The following is a 15,103-nucleotide window of genomic DNA, read 5'->3' as shown; positions in this document are numbered from 1 at the left end:
GGATAAGAAGATATTATGAGGTTTTTTTGTTTTAAAATTTTATATATAAGGATGTCGAAAAATGGCTATGCACCCTCGTGCTGGGCAGAAAGCTCAGCAGGAAGATCTTCATAATATCCCGGCTTTAGTTGCTAACTATTTCTTACAGCAACCGGATGCTACGAACCCAGATCATAAAGTACTTTTCGGTACTTCAGGTCACCGCGGTACAGCAGACAAATCAACATTTAACGAAAACCACATTCTAGCAATTGCACAAGCGGTTGCTGAAGTTCGTGCCGAGCAAGGTACAACTGGCCCTCTTTTCTTAGGTAAAGATACTCACGCTCTATCTGAGCCTGCGTTCTCTACGGTTATCGAAGTGCTTGTAGCGAACGGTGTTGAAGTTATTATTCAAGAAAACAACGGCTTTACTCCAACACCTGGTATCTCGCACGCGATTCTTACGCACAACCTAGTGAATGACAAAAAAGCCGACGGCATTGTTATCACGCCTTCACATAACCCACCTCAAGACGGCGGTATTAAATACAACCCGACACACGGTGGCCCAGCTGAAGCTGAACTGACTCAAGCGATTGAAGACCGTGCGAACGTGATCATTGCTGAGCAAATGCAAGGTGTTAAGCGTACGCCTATCGCACAGGCTAAACAGTCTGAGCTAGTAAAAGAAGTTGACCTAGTCGCGCCATACGTCGCTGATTTGGTTAACGTCGTGGATATGGAAGCGATCCAGAAAGCAAACATCAAGATTGGTGTTGATCCACTGGGTGGCAGCGGTATTGATTACTGGCGTCAAATTGGTAAAGCGTACAATCTAGATCTTACTCTGGTAAGTGAAGCGGTTGACCCTTCATTCCAATTCATGTCTCTAGATAAAGATGGCGTAGTTCGTATGGACTGTTCTTCTCCATACGCAATGGCAGGTTTGCTTGCACTTAAAGACGAGTACGCTCTAGCATTTGGTAACGACCCAGATTACGATCGCCACGGTATCGTGACACCTAAAGGTTTGATGAATCCAAACCACTTCTTAGCGGTTTGTATTGATTACCTATACCGTAACCGTGAAGGTTGGGGTAAAGACGTTGCTGTTGGTAAGACACTAGTATCAAGTGCATTAATCGATCGCGTAGTTTCTGACTTAGGTCGCGAACTTTGTGAAGTGCCAGTTGGTTTCAAATGGTTCGTTGATGGCTTATACAACGGCCAGTTTGGTTTTGGTGGCGAAGAGAGCGCAGGTGCTTCTTTCCTACGTAAAGACGGTACGCCTTGGTCAACAGATAAAGACGGCCTGATTCTTTGCTTGCTTGCGGCTGAGATCACAGCCGTGACAGGTAAGAACCCACAAGAGTACTACGAAGAGCTGGCTGCTAAACACGGTGAATCTAAGTACAACCGTATTCAAGCGGTAGCAAATGGCGCACAAAAAGACGTGCTGAAAAAGCTCTCTCCAGAGATGGTTTCTGCTGAAACGCTTGCTGGCGATGCGATTACTGCTCGTTTAACGCATGCTCCTGGTAATGGCGCTGCGATTGGTGGCCTTAAAGTGACAACTGAGAACGGTTGGTTCGCTGCTCGTCCATCAGGCACTGAAGACATCTACAAGATCTACTGTGAAAGCTTTAAAGGTGAAGAGCACCTAAAAGCAATCGAAGCAGAAGCTCAAGAGATTGTTAACCAAGTATTTGCAGCGGCTGGCCTATAATCGAATCTCGATTACTAGAGTTGCTACGTAAATAGAAGAAGGGTTGATGTGAAAGCATCAGCCCTTTTTGTTTGTGTTAGTTACGTATAAGCGGGAAAAGGTAACTGAGTTAGCTCAGACGACTAACCGTGTGGCCAACTTTGTGGCATCACAAACCAGAATTGCCCCGACTTTGTTTGCCCATGGACGAAGCGATCACCGAACTCGGTGATAGGCTGACTGCTGAAATCATCCGTCCCTGCTGCCCATTGCTCTTTGGTGAGTGGATACAGTGGTTCACTGATTAAATGAGCCTGATCTTGATAGCACCAAAAGCCGTTTACTTGGCTTGGGTTAATGTCATAGCCCAAGCATTTTGTCGGTATGTTTTGCTCTAAGAAAGGGTTGGTATACAGACGACCTTGCATCAGTAAGTGTTTTGAGTCGACATCGATTTCTGGATATTGCTCAACAAAGGCGGCAGAAGAGGACATTTCGAGTTGGTGGCTGAGCATCCTGTCGAGTTTCTTATCCAATTGGTCGTGAGAGTTGGGTCCAAACCATGTTTGTTCGTGGAGCAGATAAAACTTAATCGCCACTTCCCAATGTTCCAGCTTTTGGCTGCTCTCTCCTTTAAGAATAAAGTCGATTGCACCGAGAGTTCTGCCTTCCACATTGATCTGAATCTCGTCGTGCTTTATCGAGTAATTCGGTGAGGCAGCGATCACTTGCTCGCATAGATATTGGTAGAGGAAACCTAATCTAGGATTACCCTCATAAGTATGTGATGAGTCGATGGCATGGTTGCTAGAGAATGCACTGAGATCCGAAACCGGTGGCTTGATTTCTAGTAATGGCGGTGAGTCGATGACCCATTGGTAAAAACGTTGCAGTGCTGTCATCTCTTCCTCATAAACTCATCGTGGGGCTTTCGACATTCTACCCGTAAATTGATATAACGACGTTATTATAAAGGTAAGCTGGAAAGAAAAATGATTAACTTACAATTAGAAAAGCTACTTAACGAAAAACTGCAGCCACAGCAGATTAAAGATTACTGTCCTAATGGTCTTCAAGTTGAAGGCGCGACAGAAGTGAAGCGAATCGTTACTGGTGTAACAGCTTCTCAAGCCTTGATTGATAAAGCGGTAGAACTGAACGCAGACGCTTTGTTAGTCCATCACGGCTTTTTCTGGAAAGGCGAGTCAGAAGCGATTCGTGGCATGAAGGGCAAGCGCATTCGTACCTTGATTAAAAATGACATCAATCTTTTAGGTTATCACTTGCCGCTTGATATCCACCCTGAGCTTGGTAATAACGCGAAACTGGCGGAGTTACTTGAGATAGAAGTCGAAGGCGGTTTGGAAGGGCACCCACAATCGGTTGCTATGTTTGGTAAATTAAAAACACCAATGACAGGTACTGAATTCGCAGCAAAAATCGATCAAGCTCTAAATCGTAAACCACTGCATATCGCTCCAGAAAACCAAGACAAAATGATAACGACCGTCGGTTGGTGTACTGGTGGTGGTCAAGACTACATTGAGCTAGCGGCTTCTCAAGGCATTGATGCTTTTATTTCTGGCGAAATTTCTGAGCGCACTACTTACTCAGCACGCGAGCAAGACATTCATTATTTTGCTGCTGGCCACCACGCGACTGAGCGATACGGTGTAAAAGCGTTAGGTGAATGGTTAGCGGAAGAACATGGCTTGGATGTTGAGTTTATTGATATCGATAACCCAGTTTAAGAGCAGATGCGAGATAAGGGGTACGAGTCGAGTGTATGCGTCGTTCTCTAGAATTGAGCAGGTAACCTGTATAGTTTATCTGCTCGCTTAAGGAGATCCCCAACTCATTCGTCCCTCGTTCTTGGGGATGACGATATTATTTTATTCGTTCACTTCGCATTCTTGAGGATGACGAAGTTGAGAGCGTACAAAAGAAAAGGGGTTGATGTTCTCACATCAACCCCTTTTAACATTATGATTTATAGCAACTATTCACGTTCGTGAAGTGCTTTAAAGTCACGTTGTTCTTCACCAGTATATAGCTGACGAGGACGACCGATACGGTTCGTCGGATCGCTGTGCATTTCGTTCCAGTGAGCAATCCAACCGATGGTACGAGACATCGCGAAGATTACTGTAAACATAGATACTGGAATACCGATTGCTTTCAGAATGATACCTGAGTAGAAATCTACGTTCGGGTATAGCTTCTTAGAAACAAAGTACTCATCAGAAAGAGCGATACGCTCAAGTTCCATCGCCACGTCTAGTAGTGGATCTTGGATGTTTAGCTCTTTAAGCACTTCGTGACACGCTTCGCGCATTACTGTTGCACGTGGGTCGTAGTTCTTGTAAACACGGTGACCGAAGCCCATCAAACGGAATGGGTCATCTTTGTCTTTTGCTTTCGCAACGTATTCTTCAATGTTATCTACGCTACCGATCTCTTCAAGCATGCGCAGACAAGCTTCGTTTGCACCGCCGTGAGCTGGGCCCCAAAGTGATGCGATACCTGCTGCGATACACGCAAACGGGTTAGCACCAGATGAACCAGCAAGACGCACTGTAGACGTAGAAGCGTTCTGTTCGTGGTCAGCATGTAGAGTGAAAATCTTATCCATTGCACGAGCAACGATAGGGTTCACTTCATACTCTTCACATGGGTTTGCAAACATCATGTGTAAGAAGTTTTCTGCGTAGCCTAGGTCGTTACGTGGGTAGATAAACGGCTGACCGATTGAATATTTGTAACACATTGCAGCCAGTGTTGGCATTTTTGAAATCAGGCGGTATGCCGCAATTTCACGGTGTGTATCGTTGTTGACATCAAGTGAGTCGTGGTAGAACGCCGCTAGAGCGCCTACAACACCACACATTACAGCCATAGGGTGAGCGTCACGACGGAAGCCGTGGAAGAAACTAGCGATTTGCTCGTGCACCATAGTGTGACGTGTCACGGTAGTCTTGAACTTTTCGTACTCAGCTCTAGATGGGGCTTCACCGTAAAGAAGTATGTAACATACTTCTAAGTAATCAGCGTTATTGGCAAGTTGGTCGATTGGATAACCACGATGTAAAAGAATGCCTTTTCCACCGTCAATAAAAGTGATTTGAGACTCACAGGATGCAGTGGCAAGAAAACCAGGGTCAAAAGTGAAAAAACCATTAGAACCTAGTGTACGAACATCGATCACTGGAGTACCAAGTACACCTTCTGTAATCGGCAGCTCGATTGGCGCTTGACCTTCAATGTGAAGGGTAGCTTTCTTATCCGCCATAACAATCTCCTTTGTTTATTATTTAATCCGTCCAGGATGTTTATGTGCCATTTTTTTACTGGTCTTACGTGGGAAAGTCAATTTTTCTGAAGCTTTGTGTGCACTTGTTAGTGTTTTTTACATTAAATTCGTTAAAAATCTGGTCTGTGTAGCATTATTTGTTACATCAATTGTATTAGAATGTTGCCAGTCGTATAGTGACGCTGAAAAGTTTGGTTAAAACCTTATAAATGCAAGGCTAAGAAGAAATGTGAGGTGTCTTTCTTAATCGAGCAGTTAACAATTATTTTACAATTATCTAAGGCTCAACTTCAGTTATTTGTTAAGTTAATGTTAAATTTTGAAGGTTTACAATCAAATTTTGTCCATAACAATATCATAAGGTTATTTAATGACCATAATGCTCAATGGAGCTGAGTGAGCAAGCCCGTGAAAGAAAGAAAGACAAGACCTGTTAATTTAGATTTACAGACCATCCACTTTCCAATCACAGCAATAGCTTCCATCCTACACCGTGTGTCTGGGGTGATAACTTTTGTCGCGATTGGAATTTTGCTTTGGTTACTATCCATTTCCCTCTCATCCCCAGTAGGCTTTGCCGAAGCTAGCGACATTGTCGATGGTTTCTTCGTGAAGTTTATTCTGTGGGGCATTTTAACCGCTTTGGCTTACCACATTGCTGGTGGTATTCGTCACCTTCTTATGGACCTTGGTCACTTTGAAGAGCTGGAATCTGGCGCGAAGAGCGCTAAGGTTGCATTCGCAGCAACAGCGGTATTGTCTCTACTAGCGGGGATCTTAGTATGGTAAACAACGTTTCTACTTTTGGTCGTAATGGTGTCCACGATTATCTATTGATTCGTGCTACTGCCATCATTATGACGCTTTACACTATCTACCTAGTTAGCTTTTGTGCTTTCTCTGGTGATATCTCTTACGCATCTTGGACGCAATTCTTTGGTGGAACCTTCACTAAAGTCTTCACCATGTTAGCGCTTACTTCTGTTTTGGTTCACGCGTGGATCGGCCTATGGCAAGTACTAACTGACTACATCAAATGCGCAAAACTGCGTGTTGGTCTTCAAGTCGGTGTTGTTGCAGTTCTTCTTGGATATTTCTTCTCTGGTCTGTTTATTTTGTGGGGTGCGTAAGTGACTATTCCTGTTCGTGAGTTTGATGCCGTAGTGATCGGCGCTGGTGGTGCAGGTATGCGTGCCGCACTGCAAATTTCTGAGCAAGGCCTTTCTTGTGCATTGCTTTCTAAAGTTTTCCCTACTCGTTCTCATACGGTTTCAGCGCAAGGCGGCATCACTGTTGCTCTTGGTAACGCGCATGAAGACCATTGGGAACAACATATGTATGACACAGTAAAAGGTTCTGATTACATCGGTGACCAAGACGCTATCGAATACATGTGTAAAAACGGTCCTGAGTCGGTAATCGAACTCGAAAAAATGGGCCTGCCTTTCTCTCGTTTTGAGAACGGTACTATTTACCAGCGTCCTTTCGGTGGTCAATCTAAAAACTTTGGTGGTGAGCAAGCGGCTCGTACCGCAGCTGCAGCCGACCGTACTGGTCACGCACTGCTTCATACGCTTTACCAACAAAACATTAAACACAAAACGACGGTTTTCTCTGAGTGGTATGCACTGGATCTTGTTAAAAACGAAGATGGTGCAATTTTAGGTACTACCGCGCTTTGTATGGAAACGGGCGAGGTTTGCTACTTCAAAGCGAAGGCAACAATCCTTGCGACTGGTGGTGCTGGTCGTATCTACGCATCAACAACCAATGCACACATTAACACTGGTGACGGTGTTGGTATGGCGATTCGTGCTGGCGTTCCTATGCAAGACATCGAAATGTGGCAGTTCCACCCGACGGGTATCGCTGGTGCAGGTGTATTGGTAACGGAAGGTTGTCGTGGTGAAGGTGGTTACCTTCTCAATAAAGACGGCGAACGCTTCATGGAACGTTACGCACCAAACGCTAAAGACTTAGCGGGTCGTGATGTTGTTGCTCGTTCAATGATGGTTGAAATTCGTGAAGGTCGCGGTTGCGATGGCCCTTGGGGTCCACACATCAAGCTTAAGCTTGATCATCTAGGTAAAGAGACACTTGAATCTCGTCTTCCTGGTGTATGTGAACTTTCTCGTACCTTTGCTCACGTTGATCCAGTGAAAGAGCCAATCCCAGTAATCCCTACATGTCACTACATGATGGGTGGTGTTCCAACACAAGTTTCTGGTCAAGCTATTAAGCAAACCGAAGACGGCAACGATGTTGAAATCCAAGGTCTCTTTGCTTGTGGTGAAATCGCGTCAGTATCAGTACATGGTGCCAACCGTCTAGGTGGTAACTCACTGCTTGATTTAGTGGTATTTGGTCGTGCGACAGGTCTACACCTAGGTGAGACACTGAAGAAGCAAGACGAAGCGAAACCTGCAACTGAAGCTGACATTGAGCGTTCACTAGAGCGTTACAACCGTTGGGAAAACAGCACAGACGGCGAAGATCCAGCGCAAATCCGTAAAGATCTTCAGCAATGTATGCAGAACAACTTCTCAGTATTCCGTGAAGGCAAAGCAATGGCTGAAGGCCTAGAAGAGCTAAAAGCGATTCGCGAGCGTCTGAAAAATGCACACCTATCTGATAAGTCTACAGAGTTCAACACTCAACGTATCGAGTGTCTAGAGCTTGAAAACTTGATGGAAACGGCATTCGCAACGGCTGTTGCTGCAAATTTCCGCACAGAGAGCCGTGGCGCACACGCTCGATTCGATTTCCCTGATCGTGATGATGAGCAATGGCTATGCCACTCACTTTACAACCCAGAGTCAGAGAGCATGACTAAGCGTGGTGTAAACATGGAACCTATCCATCGTGAAGCGTTCCCACCAAAAGCACGTACGTACTAAGGAGATATGACCATGAAACTGAATTTCTCTTTATATCGTTACAATCCAGATGTCGACCAGAAACCTTATATGAAGGAATACACTCTAGAAGTGGATGAAGGTTCAGACATGATGCTTTTGGATGCGCTTATTCTGTTGAAAGAGCAAGATCCAACAATCTCATTCCGTCGCTCATGCCGTGAAGGTGTATGTGGCTCGGATGGTTTGAACATGAACGGTAAAAATGGCCTAGCGTGTATCACGCCATTGTCTGCGCTTTCGGGCCAAGACAAGATTGTGATTCGCCCACTGCCTGGCTTACCCGTTGTTCGTGACCTGATTGTAGACATGACTCAGTTCTACGATAACTACGAAAAAGTGAAGCCATTCTTAGTGTCTGATGGCAATGTGCCACCGGCTCGTGAAAACTTACAAAGCCCTGATGAGCGTGCTCATTTAGATGGATTGTACGAATGTATCATGTGTGCATGTTGTACAACGTCATGCCCATCATTCTGGTGGAACCCTGACAAATTCATCGGACCAGCAGGCCTGCTTGCAGCGTACCGTTGGCTAATTGATAGCCGAGATACAGCGACAGACGAACGTTTGTCCGATCTTGATGATGCATTTAGCGTTTTTCGTTGCCATGGCATCATGAATTGTGTAAGTGTTTGTCCTAAGGGATTAAATCCGACGAAAGCGATTGGTCATATTAAGACCATGCTAGTGAATCGTTCGGTTTAAGTTATATAAAAATTGCCGCCCTAGAAGTTTTGGGGCGGCCTTTTAATAGCTCGGCATAGACCGCAGCAAACGTGAAAACTACTGGTTAAGGGAAAATATGCACAACGGCGTGATGAAGGCATGGCTCGAGTCTTCACACTTGGCTGGCGCCAATGCAACGTACGTAGAAGAACTCTATGAACTGTATCTAAGTGACCCAGATTCGGTAAGTGACGAATGGAGAAGTGTTTTTGAAGAACTGCCTGTGCAAGCTTCAGAGACAGTGGAACAACCACACTCTCGTGTTCGTGAATACTTCCGTCGACTCGCTCAAGAAACAAAGCATTACAGTGTCCAAGTTAGTGATCCAGATGTCGATGCGAAACAAGTAAAGGTTCTGCAACTTATTAATGCCTATCGATTCCGAGGGCATCAAGCAGCAAATCTAGACCCCCTAGGTTTATGGAAAAGAGCGACAGTTGATGAACTGGACCCTTCTTTCCACACTCTTACCGAAGATGACCTCAATGAGACGTTCAACGTCGGCTCTTACGCCATTGGCCAAGAGACGATGGTGCTTAAAGATCTCTACAAATCTCTAAAGCAAACGTATTGTGGCTCTATTGGTGCTGAATACATGCACATGACAAATACAGAGCAAAAGCGTTGGATCCAACAACGTTTAGAGTCTGTATCTGGTCAACCCTCTTTCAACAAAGAAGAAAAGCAAGCTTTCCTAGAAGAGCTAACTGCTGCTGAAGGTCTTGAGCGCTATCTTGGTGCGAAATTCCCAGGCGCAAAACGCTTCTCGTTGGAAGGTGGTGATGCTCTTATACCAATGACGAAAGAAATTATTCGTCATGCTGGCGGACAAGGCATGCGTGAAGTTGTTGTTGGTATGGCTCACCGTGGTCGTCTAAACATGTTGGTCAACGTGCTTGGTAAAAAGCCACAAGACCTGTTTGACGAGTTTGCGGGCAAGCACGATGACACGTGGGGTACTGGTGATGTGAAATACCACCAAGGCTTCTCTGCGGACTTCGCAACGCCAGGCGGCAACGTTCACTTAGCACTAGCATTTAACCCATCTCACTTAGAAATCGTAAACCCGGTAGTTATCGGTTCAGTACGTGCACGTCAAGATCGCCTTGGTGATAATGATGGTAGCCGTGTACTTCCAATTACTATCCACGGTGACTCAGCTATCGCTGGTCAGGGTGTAGTACAAGAGACGTTTAACATGTCTCAAGCTCGTGGTTTCTGTGTAGGTGGTACGGTTCGTATCGTTGTAAACAACCAAGTTGGTTTTACAACGTCTAACCCTCGCGATACACGCTCTACGATGTACTGTACCGATATCGCGAAGATGGTTCAGGCTCCGATTTTCCACGTTAACTCTGATGATCCAGAAGCGGTTGCGTTTGTTGCGCGTCTTGCATTGGATTACCGTAATACGTTTAAGCGTGATGTTGTTATTGATTTGGTTTGTTACCGTCGCCACGGTCACAATGAAGCCGATGAGCCGAATGCAACACAGCCTTTGATGTACCAAAAAATCAAGAAGCACCCAACACCACGTAAGCTTTACGCTGACGTGCTAATGGAGCGCGGTGAGTTTGGTATTGATACAGCAACTCAGCTAGTTAACGAATATCGTGATGCACTTGATCACGGTGAAGTTGTGGTTAAAGAGTGGCGTCCAATGGCACTTCACTCAGTAGACTGGTCTCCTTACCTAGGTCACGACTGGAACATCGAGTGGGATAACAAGATTGATATCGAGCGCCTGAAAGAGCTTGGTACCAAACTTTGTCAATACCCGGACAGCCACAAGTTGCAAAGCCGAGTAAATAAACTGTACAACGATCGTACTGCCATGGTGAATGGTGAGAAACAAGTCGATTGGGGTATGGCTGAAACTCTGGCATACGCAACACTTGTTGACGACGGTAAGCGTATTCGTATCTCAGGCCAAGATTCAGGTCGTGGTACGTTCTTCCACCGTCACTCAGTACTGCACAATCAATCAGATGCAAGCACGTATGTTCCTCTTGCGAACATTCATGATAAACAAGGGCCATTCCAAGTGTTTGACTCTGTGTTATCTGAAGAAGCGGTACTCGCATTTGAGTATGGTTACGCGACAGCAGAGCCAAGCGGTCTAACCCTTTGGGAAGCTCAATTTGGTGACTTCGCAAACGGTGCACAAGTTGTTATCGACCAATTCATTTCATCAGGTGAGCAAAAGTGGGCACGTCTATGTGGTCTAACTATGCTGCTTCCTCACGGTTATGAAGGCCAAGGCCCGGAGCACTCTTCTGCACGTCTTGAGCGTTACCTTCAGTTATGTGCTGAACAAAACATGCAGGTTGTTGTTCCTTCAACACCAGCTCAGGTTTACCACATGATTCGCCGTCAGGTTGTTCGACCAATGCGTCGTCCACTGATTGTAATGTCACCTAAGTCATTGCTTCGTCACCCTCTGTGTACTTCTTCTCTTGAAGATTTGGCAGAAGGCACGTTCCAACCAGCTATCGCAGAAATTGATGATCTGGCGCCTGAGAACGTAAAACGCGTCGTGTTCTGTTCAGGTAAGGTTTACTTTGACCTGCTTGACCAAAGACGTAAGAACGAGCAAGACGATGTCGCTATTGTACGTATTGAGCAACTTTACCCGTTCCCTTATGAGGACGTGAGAGCTGCCATCGCACAGTACACAAATGTAGTCGATTACGTTTGGTGTCAAGAAGAGCCACAAAACCAAGGTGCTTGGTACAGTAGCCAACATAATTTCCGAGCTGCTATCCCAGTAGGTGCTGATATTCAATACGCAGGTCGTCCTGCATCAGCATCACCAGCTGTTGGCTATATGTCAGTACACTTGAAACAACAAAAAGCGTTAGTTGACGACGCTTTGACCCTACTTAAGAACTAGAAGTAAAAGGAAAATACGCACATGACAATTGAAATTCTGGTTCCAGATTTACCTGAATCTGTGGCTGATGCAACAGTTGCTACTTGGCACAAAAAACCGGGCGAAGCGGTTGCACGTGATGAAGTCATTGTAGATATCGAAACAGATAAAGTAGTTCTAGAAGTACCGGCTCCTGAAGCGGGTGTTCTGGAAGCTATCATCGAAGAAGAGGGTGCTACGGTACTTTCTAAGCAGCTTTTGGCTAAAATCAAGCCGGGTGCTGTCGCCGGTGAACCAACGAAAGACACCACTGAAGATACAGAAGCATCTCCTGATAAGCGCCATAAAGCTGCGCTAACAGAAGAGAACAACGACGCACTAAGCCCAGCTGTTCGTCGCCTGCTTGCTGAGCACAACCTACAACCAGCTGACGTTAAAGGCACTGGTGTTGGTGGTCGTATTACTCGTGAAGACATCGACGCACACCTAGCAGCAGCGAAAGCGGCTCCGGCAGCAGCATCTGCACCAGCAGTTGAAGCGCCAGCAGCGGCTCGCAGCCAAAAACGCGTGCCTATGACTCGCCTGCGTAAGACAGTTGCAAACCGTCTTCTAGAAGCGAAAAACAGCACAGCAATGCTGACTACTTTCAACGAAGTGAACATGAAGCCAATCATGGACCTTCGTAAGCAGTACAAAGACCAATTCGAGAAACGTCACGATACGCGTCTTGGCTTCATGTCTTTCTACGTGAAAGCAGTAACAGAAGCACTGAAGCGTTTCCCAGAAGTGAACGCTTCTATTGATGGTACAGATATCGTTTACCACAACTACTTCGACATCAGCATGGCAGTATCAACGCCACGTGGTCTAGTGACTCCAGTACTCAAAGACTGTGACACACTAGGTTTCGCTGATATCGAAAAAGGCATCAAAGAGCTAGCAATCAAAGGTCGTGACGGCAAGCTAACGGTTGATGAACTGATGGGCGGCAACTTCACTATCACAAACGGTGGTGTATTTGGTTCTCTAATGTCTACGCCAATCATCAACCCGCCTCAAGCGGCAATTTTGGGTATGCACAAAATCCAAGACCGTCCAATGGCTGTTGATGGCAAGGTAGAGATTCTACCAATGATGTACCTAGCGCTTTCTTACGACCACCGTCTAATCGATGGCCGTGAATCAGTTGGCTTCCTAGTGACCATCAAAGAGCTTCTAGAAGATCCTGCACGTCTGCTATTAGACGTTTAGTATCGCTAAAACGTCTAGTTAACCCCGTTAGCTAGACGTAAAAAGTTTCAAAGGCTAGGCTGCTCAACGTCTGGCCTTCAATTGAACTGTAAAGCCATTAGAAAATGGACAGCAGTTGTTTTGAGAAGACCCTACAGACGTAACACAGGAAACTGTGTCGTTATGGAAATAATAATCCCTTAAGGGAAAATAAACGGAATATCAAAATGAATTTGCATGAATACCAAGCCAAACAGCTGTTTGCAGAATTCGGTTTGCCTGTACCAGAAGGTTTCGCATGTGATACTGCACAAGAAGCTTTCGAAGCTGCAGGTCGTATCAGTACAGCCAAGAAAGTCGTTAAGTGTCAAGTACACGCTGGTGGCCGCGGTAAAGCGGGCGGCGTAGAGCTACATGACACCAAAGAAGGCGTTAAAGAGTTTGCACAAAAGTGGCTAGGTAAAAACCTAGTGACTTACCAAACAGACGCTAATGGTCAGCCTGTAACTAAGATCCTAGTTGAAGAAGCATCAAACATTGCTAACGAACTTTACCTAGGTGCTGTTGTTGACCGCGCAACGCGTAAAATTGTATTCATGGCGTCAACTGAAGGCGGTGTGGACATTGAGAAAATCGCTGAAGAAACTCCAGAGTTGATTCACCAATCAGCGATCGATCCTCTAGTAGGCCCTCAAGCTTACCAAGGCCGTGAACTGGCGTTCAAACTTGGTCTAGTTGGCGATCAAATCAAACAGTTCGTTAAGATCTTCATGGGTCTTGGCCAAATGTTCTCTCAGTACGACCTAGCTCTACTAGAAATCAACCCGCTTGTAATTACTGGCGAAGGCAACCTGCTTTGTCTAGACGGCAAGATCAACATCGACTCAAACGCGATGTACCGTCAGCCTAAACTACGTGAAATGCACGATCCATCTCAAGAAGATGAGCGCGAAGCACACGCAGCACAGTGGGAACTGAACTACGTAGCACTAGATGGTAACGTTGGCTGTATGGTTAACGGTGCAGGCCTTGCGATGGGTACGATGGATATCGTAAACCTACACGGCGGCAAGCCAGCAAACTTCCTTGATGTAGGCGGCGGCGCGACTAAAGAGCGTGTAGCTGAAGCATTCAAGATCATCCTTTCTGATGATAATGTTAAAGCAGTACTCGTAAACATTTTCGGTGGCATCGTTCGTTGTGACATGATCGCTGAAGGTATTATCGGTGCAGTTAAAGAAGTCGGCGTAACAGTTCCTGTAGTTGTTCGTCTAGAAGGTACAAACGCAGACCTAGGTCGCGAAGTACTTGCTAATTCTGATGTTGATATCATTGCAGCTGAATCTCTAACAGATGCTGCTCAGAAAGTTGTTGCTGCTGCGGAGGCTAAATAATGTCTGTATTAATTAACAAAGACACTAAAGTAATCTGTCAGGGTTTCACTGGCGGTCAAGGTACATTCCACTCAGACCAAGCTATCGCATACGGTACGCAAATGGTTGGTGGTGTTTCACCTGGTAAAGGTGGTCAAACTCACCTAGGCCTTCCAGTATTCAACACAGTACGTGAAGCGGTAGAAGTAACTGGCGCAACAGCAACAGTTATCTACGTACCAGCTCCTTTCTGTAAAGATGCAATCCTAGAAGCGATTGATGCAGGTATCGAACTGATCGTAACGATCACTGAAGGTATCCCTACAACAGATATGATCGACGTTAAAGTGAAGCTAGAAGAAACTGGCGTTCGCATGATCGGTCCTAACTGTCCAGGTCTTATCACTCCAGACGAGTGTAAGATTGGTATCATGCCTGGTCACATCCACAAGAAGGGTAAAGTAGGTATCGTATCTCGTTCAGGTACTCTGACATACGAAGCAGTTAAGCAAACAACAGATGAAGGCTTTGGTCAGTCTACATGTGTTGGTATCGGTGGTGACCCTATCCCAGGTTCAAACTTCATTGATATCTTGAAACTTTTCCAAGAAGACCCAGAAACTGAAGCAATCGTAATGATTGGTGAAATCGGTGGTACTGCGGAAGAAGAAGCGGCTGATTTCATCAAAGCAAACGTAACTAAGCCAGTTGTATCTTACATCGCTGGTGTTACTGCTCCTCCGGGCAAACGTATGGGCCACGCAGGCGCAATCATCTCTGGCGGTAAAGGTACTGCTGAAGATAAATTCGCAGCACTAGAAGCAGCAGGCGTTAAGACTGTTAAGTCTCTTGCTGACATCGGTAAAGGCCTACGTGAAATCACGGGTTGGTAATCAGCTGGCTTTTATCGATTGAGATAGAAGTTAATTGAAACGATATTAAAAAGGCTTGGTCACTGACCAAGCCTTTTTTTATGGTGCGCCGAGC

At 45.6% G+C, this 15,103-nt stretch carries 12 protein-coding genes; 10 read left to right on the top strand and 2 right to left on the bottom strand.

Going from position 1 to position 15,103, the window contains the following annotated elements; translation table 11 throughout:
- Window positions 1-61 precede the first annotated feature (61 nt).
- Window positions 62-1,708: a phosphoglucomutase (alpha-D-glucose-1,6-bisphosphate-dependent) gene (gene pgm / locus AB4583_RS05105; protein WP_017061952.1), complete on the top strand. Its 1,647-nt coding sequence runs from the start codon at window positions 62-64 to the stop codon at window positions 1,706-1,708.
- A 122-nt stretch (window positions 1,709-1,830) separates the two neighbouring features.
- Here pgm and AB4583_RS05100 read toward each other — a convergent pair whose 3' ends face one another.
- A complete protein-coding gene (locus AB4583_RS05100; RefSeq protein WP_372116646.1) occupies window positions 1,831-2,589 on the bottom strand; it encodes a DUF1853 family protein in 759 nt (252 codons plus the stop codon).
- Window positions 2,590-2,679: 90 nt separating this feature from the next.
- On the opposite strand from AB4583_RS05100, the gene AB4583_RS05095 reads away from it, so the two are divergent.
- Window positions 2,680-3,438 (top strand): Nif3-like dinuclear metal center hexameric protein, encoded by a 759-nt coding sequence (locus tag AB4583_RS05095; protein WP_017067382.1) that lies wholly within the window; start codon window positions 2,680-2,682, stop codon window positions 3,436-3,438.
- A gap of 248 nt (window positions 3,439-3,686) precedes the next feature.
- On the opposite strand, the gene AB4583_RS05090 is transcribed toward AB4583_RS05095, so the two are convergent.
- A complete protein-coding gene (locus tag AB4583_RS05090) occupies window positions 3,687-4,976 on the bottom strand; it encodes a citrate synthase (protein WP_017061949.1) in 1,290 nt (429 codons plus the stop codon).
- 417 nt (window positions 4,977-5,393) lie between these two features.
- Here AB4583_RS05090 and sdhC point away from each other — a divergent pair, with 417 nt between their 5' ends.
- From sdhC to sucD, 8 genes are all read left to right on the top strand, one after another.
- Entirely contained in the window at window positions 5,394-5,786 is a 393-nt protein-coding gene (gene sdhC, locus AB4583_RS05085; protein WP_017061948.1) for a succinate dehydrogenase cytochrome b556 subunit, read from the top strand.
- Entirely contained in the window at window positions 5,780-6,127 is a 348-nt protein-coding gene (gene sdhD / locus AB4583_RS05080) for a succinate dehydrogenase, hydrophobic membrane anchor protein (RefSeq protein ID WP_010436768.1), read from the top strand. Before sdhC ends, sdhD begins: the two co-directional genes overlap by 7 nt.
- On the top strand, window positions 6,128-7,894 hold the full coding sequence (sdhA, locus tag AB4583_RS05075) for a succinate dehydrogenase flavoprotein subunit (protein ID WP_017061947.1): 1,767 nt from the start codon (window positions 6,128-6,130) through the stop codon (window positions 7,892-7,894).
- 12 nt (window positions 7,895-7,906) lie between these two features.
- Window positions 7,907-8,620: a succinate dehydrogenase iron-sulfur subunit gene (locus tag AB4583_RS05070; RefSeq protein ID WP_010436773.1), complete on the top strand. Its 714-nt coding sequence runs from the start codon at window positions 7,907-7,909 to the stop codon at window positions 8,618-8,620.
- A 97-nt stretch (window positions 8,621-8,717) separates the two neighbouring features.
- Window positions 8,718-11,534, top strand: coding sequence for a 2-oxoglutarate dehydrogenase E1 component (gene sucA / locus AB4583_RS05065; RefSeq protein WP_017061946.1), 2,817 nt, complete (start codon window positions 8,718-8,720; stop codon window positions 11,532-11,534).
- Window positions 11,535-11,555: 21 nt separating this feature from the next.
- Window positions 11,556-12,764 carry a 2-oxoglutarate dehydrogenase complex dihydrolipoyllysine-residue succinyltransferase gene (odhB, locus tag AB4583_RS05060; protein ID WP_017056410.1) on the top strand — a complete coding sequence of 403 codons (1,209 nt, stop codon included), beginning with the start codon at window positions 11,556-11,558 and terminating at the stop codon, window positions 12,762-12,764.
- A gap of 206 nt (window positions 12,765-12,970) precedes the next feature.
- Entirely contained in the window at window positions 12,971-14,137 is a 1,167-nt protein-coding gene (sucC, locus tag AB4583_RS05055; RefSeq protein ID WP_010436793.1) for an ADP-forming succinate--CoA ligase subunit beta, read from the top strand.
- Complete coding sequence (sucD, locus tag AB4583_RS05050; protein ID WP_017061945.1) at window positions 14,137-15,009, top strand: succinate--CoA ligase subunit alpha; 873 nt, start codon at window positions 14,137-14,139, stop codon at window positions 15,007-15,009. Before sucC ends, sucD begins: the two co-directional genes overlap by 1 nt.
- Window positions 15,010-15,103 lie beyond the last annotated feature (94 nt).

This window comes from Vibrio sp. 10N.222.49.C12, assembly GCF_041475025.1.
GTDB classification, from domain to species: Bacteria; Pseudomonadota; Gammaproteobacteria; order Enterobacterales; family Vibrionaceae; genus Vibrio; species Vibrio crassostreae_C.
The sequence above is the reverse complement of the archived record's forward strand: the minus strand, read 5'-3'. Positions and strand labels throughout refer to the sequence as shown.

What these genes read in the sequence shown, in the direction of transcription:
- pgm (WP_017061952.1), top strand. Translation starts at nt 62, where the DNA reads ATGGCTATGCACCCTCGTGCTGGGCAGAAAGCTCAGCAGGAAGATCTT.
- AB4583_RS05100 (WP_372116646.1), bottom strand. Translation starts at nt 2,589, where the DNA reads ATGACAGCACTGCAACGTTTTTACCAATGGGTCATCGACTCACCGCCA.
- AB4583_RS05095 (WP_017067382.1), top strand. Translation starts at nt 2,680, where the DNA reads ATGATTAACTTACAATTAGAAAAGCTACTTAACGAAAAACTGCAGCCA.
- AB4583_RS05090 (WP_017061949.1), bottom strand. Translation starts at nt 4,976, where the DNA reads ATGGCGGATAAGAAAGCTACCCTTCACATTGAAGGTCAAGCGCCAATC.
- sdhD (WP_010436768.1), top strand. Translation starts at nt 5,780, where the DNA reads ATGGTAAACAACGTTTCTACTTTTGGTCGTAATGGTGTCCACGATTAT.
- AB4583_RS05070 (WP_010436773.1), top strand. Translation starts at nt 7,907, where the DNA reads ATGAAACTGAATTTCTCTTTATATCGTTACAATCCAGATGTCGACCAG.
- sucA (WP_017061946.1), top strand. Translation starts at nt 8,718, where the DNA reads ATGCACAACGGCGTGATGAAGGCATGGCTCGAGTCTTCACACTTGGCT.
- odhB (WP_017056410.1), top strand. Translation starts at nt 11,556, where the DNA reads ATGACAATTGAAATTCTGGTTCCAGATTTACCTGAATCTGTGGCTGAT.
- sucC (WP_010436793.1), top strand. Translation starts at nt 12,971, where the DNA reads ATGAATTTGCATGAATACCAAGCCAAACAGCTGTTTGCAGAATTCGGT.
- sucD (WP_017061945.1), top strand. Translation starts at nt 14,137, where the DNA reads ATGTCTGTATTAATTAACAAAGACACTAAAGTAATCTGTCAGGGTTTC.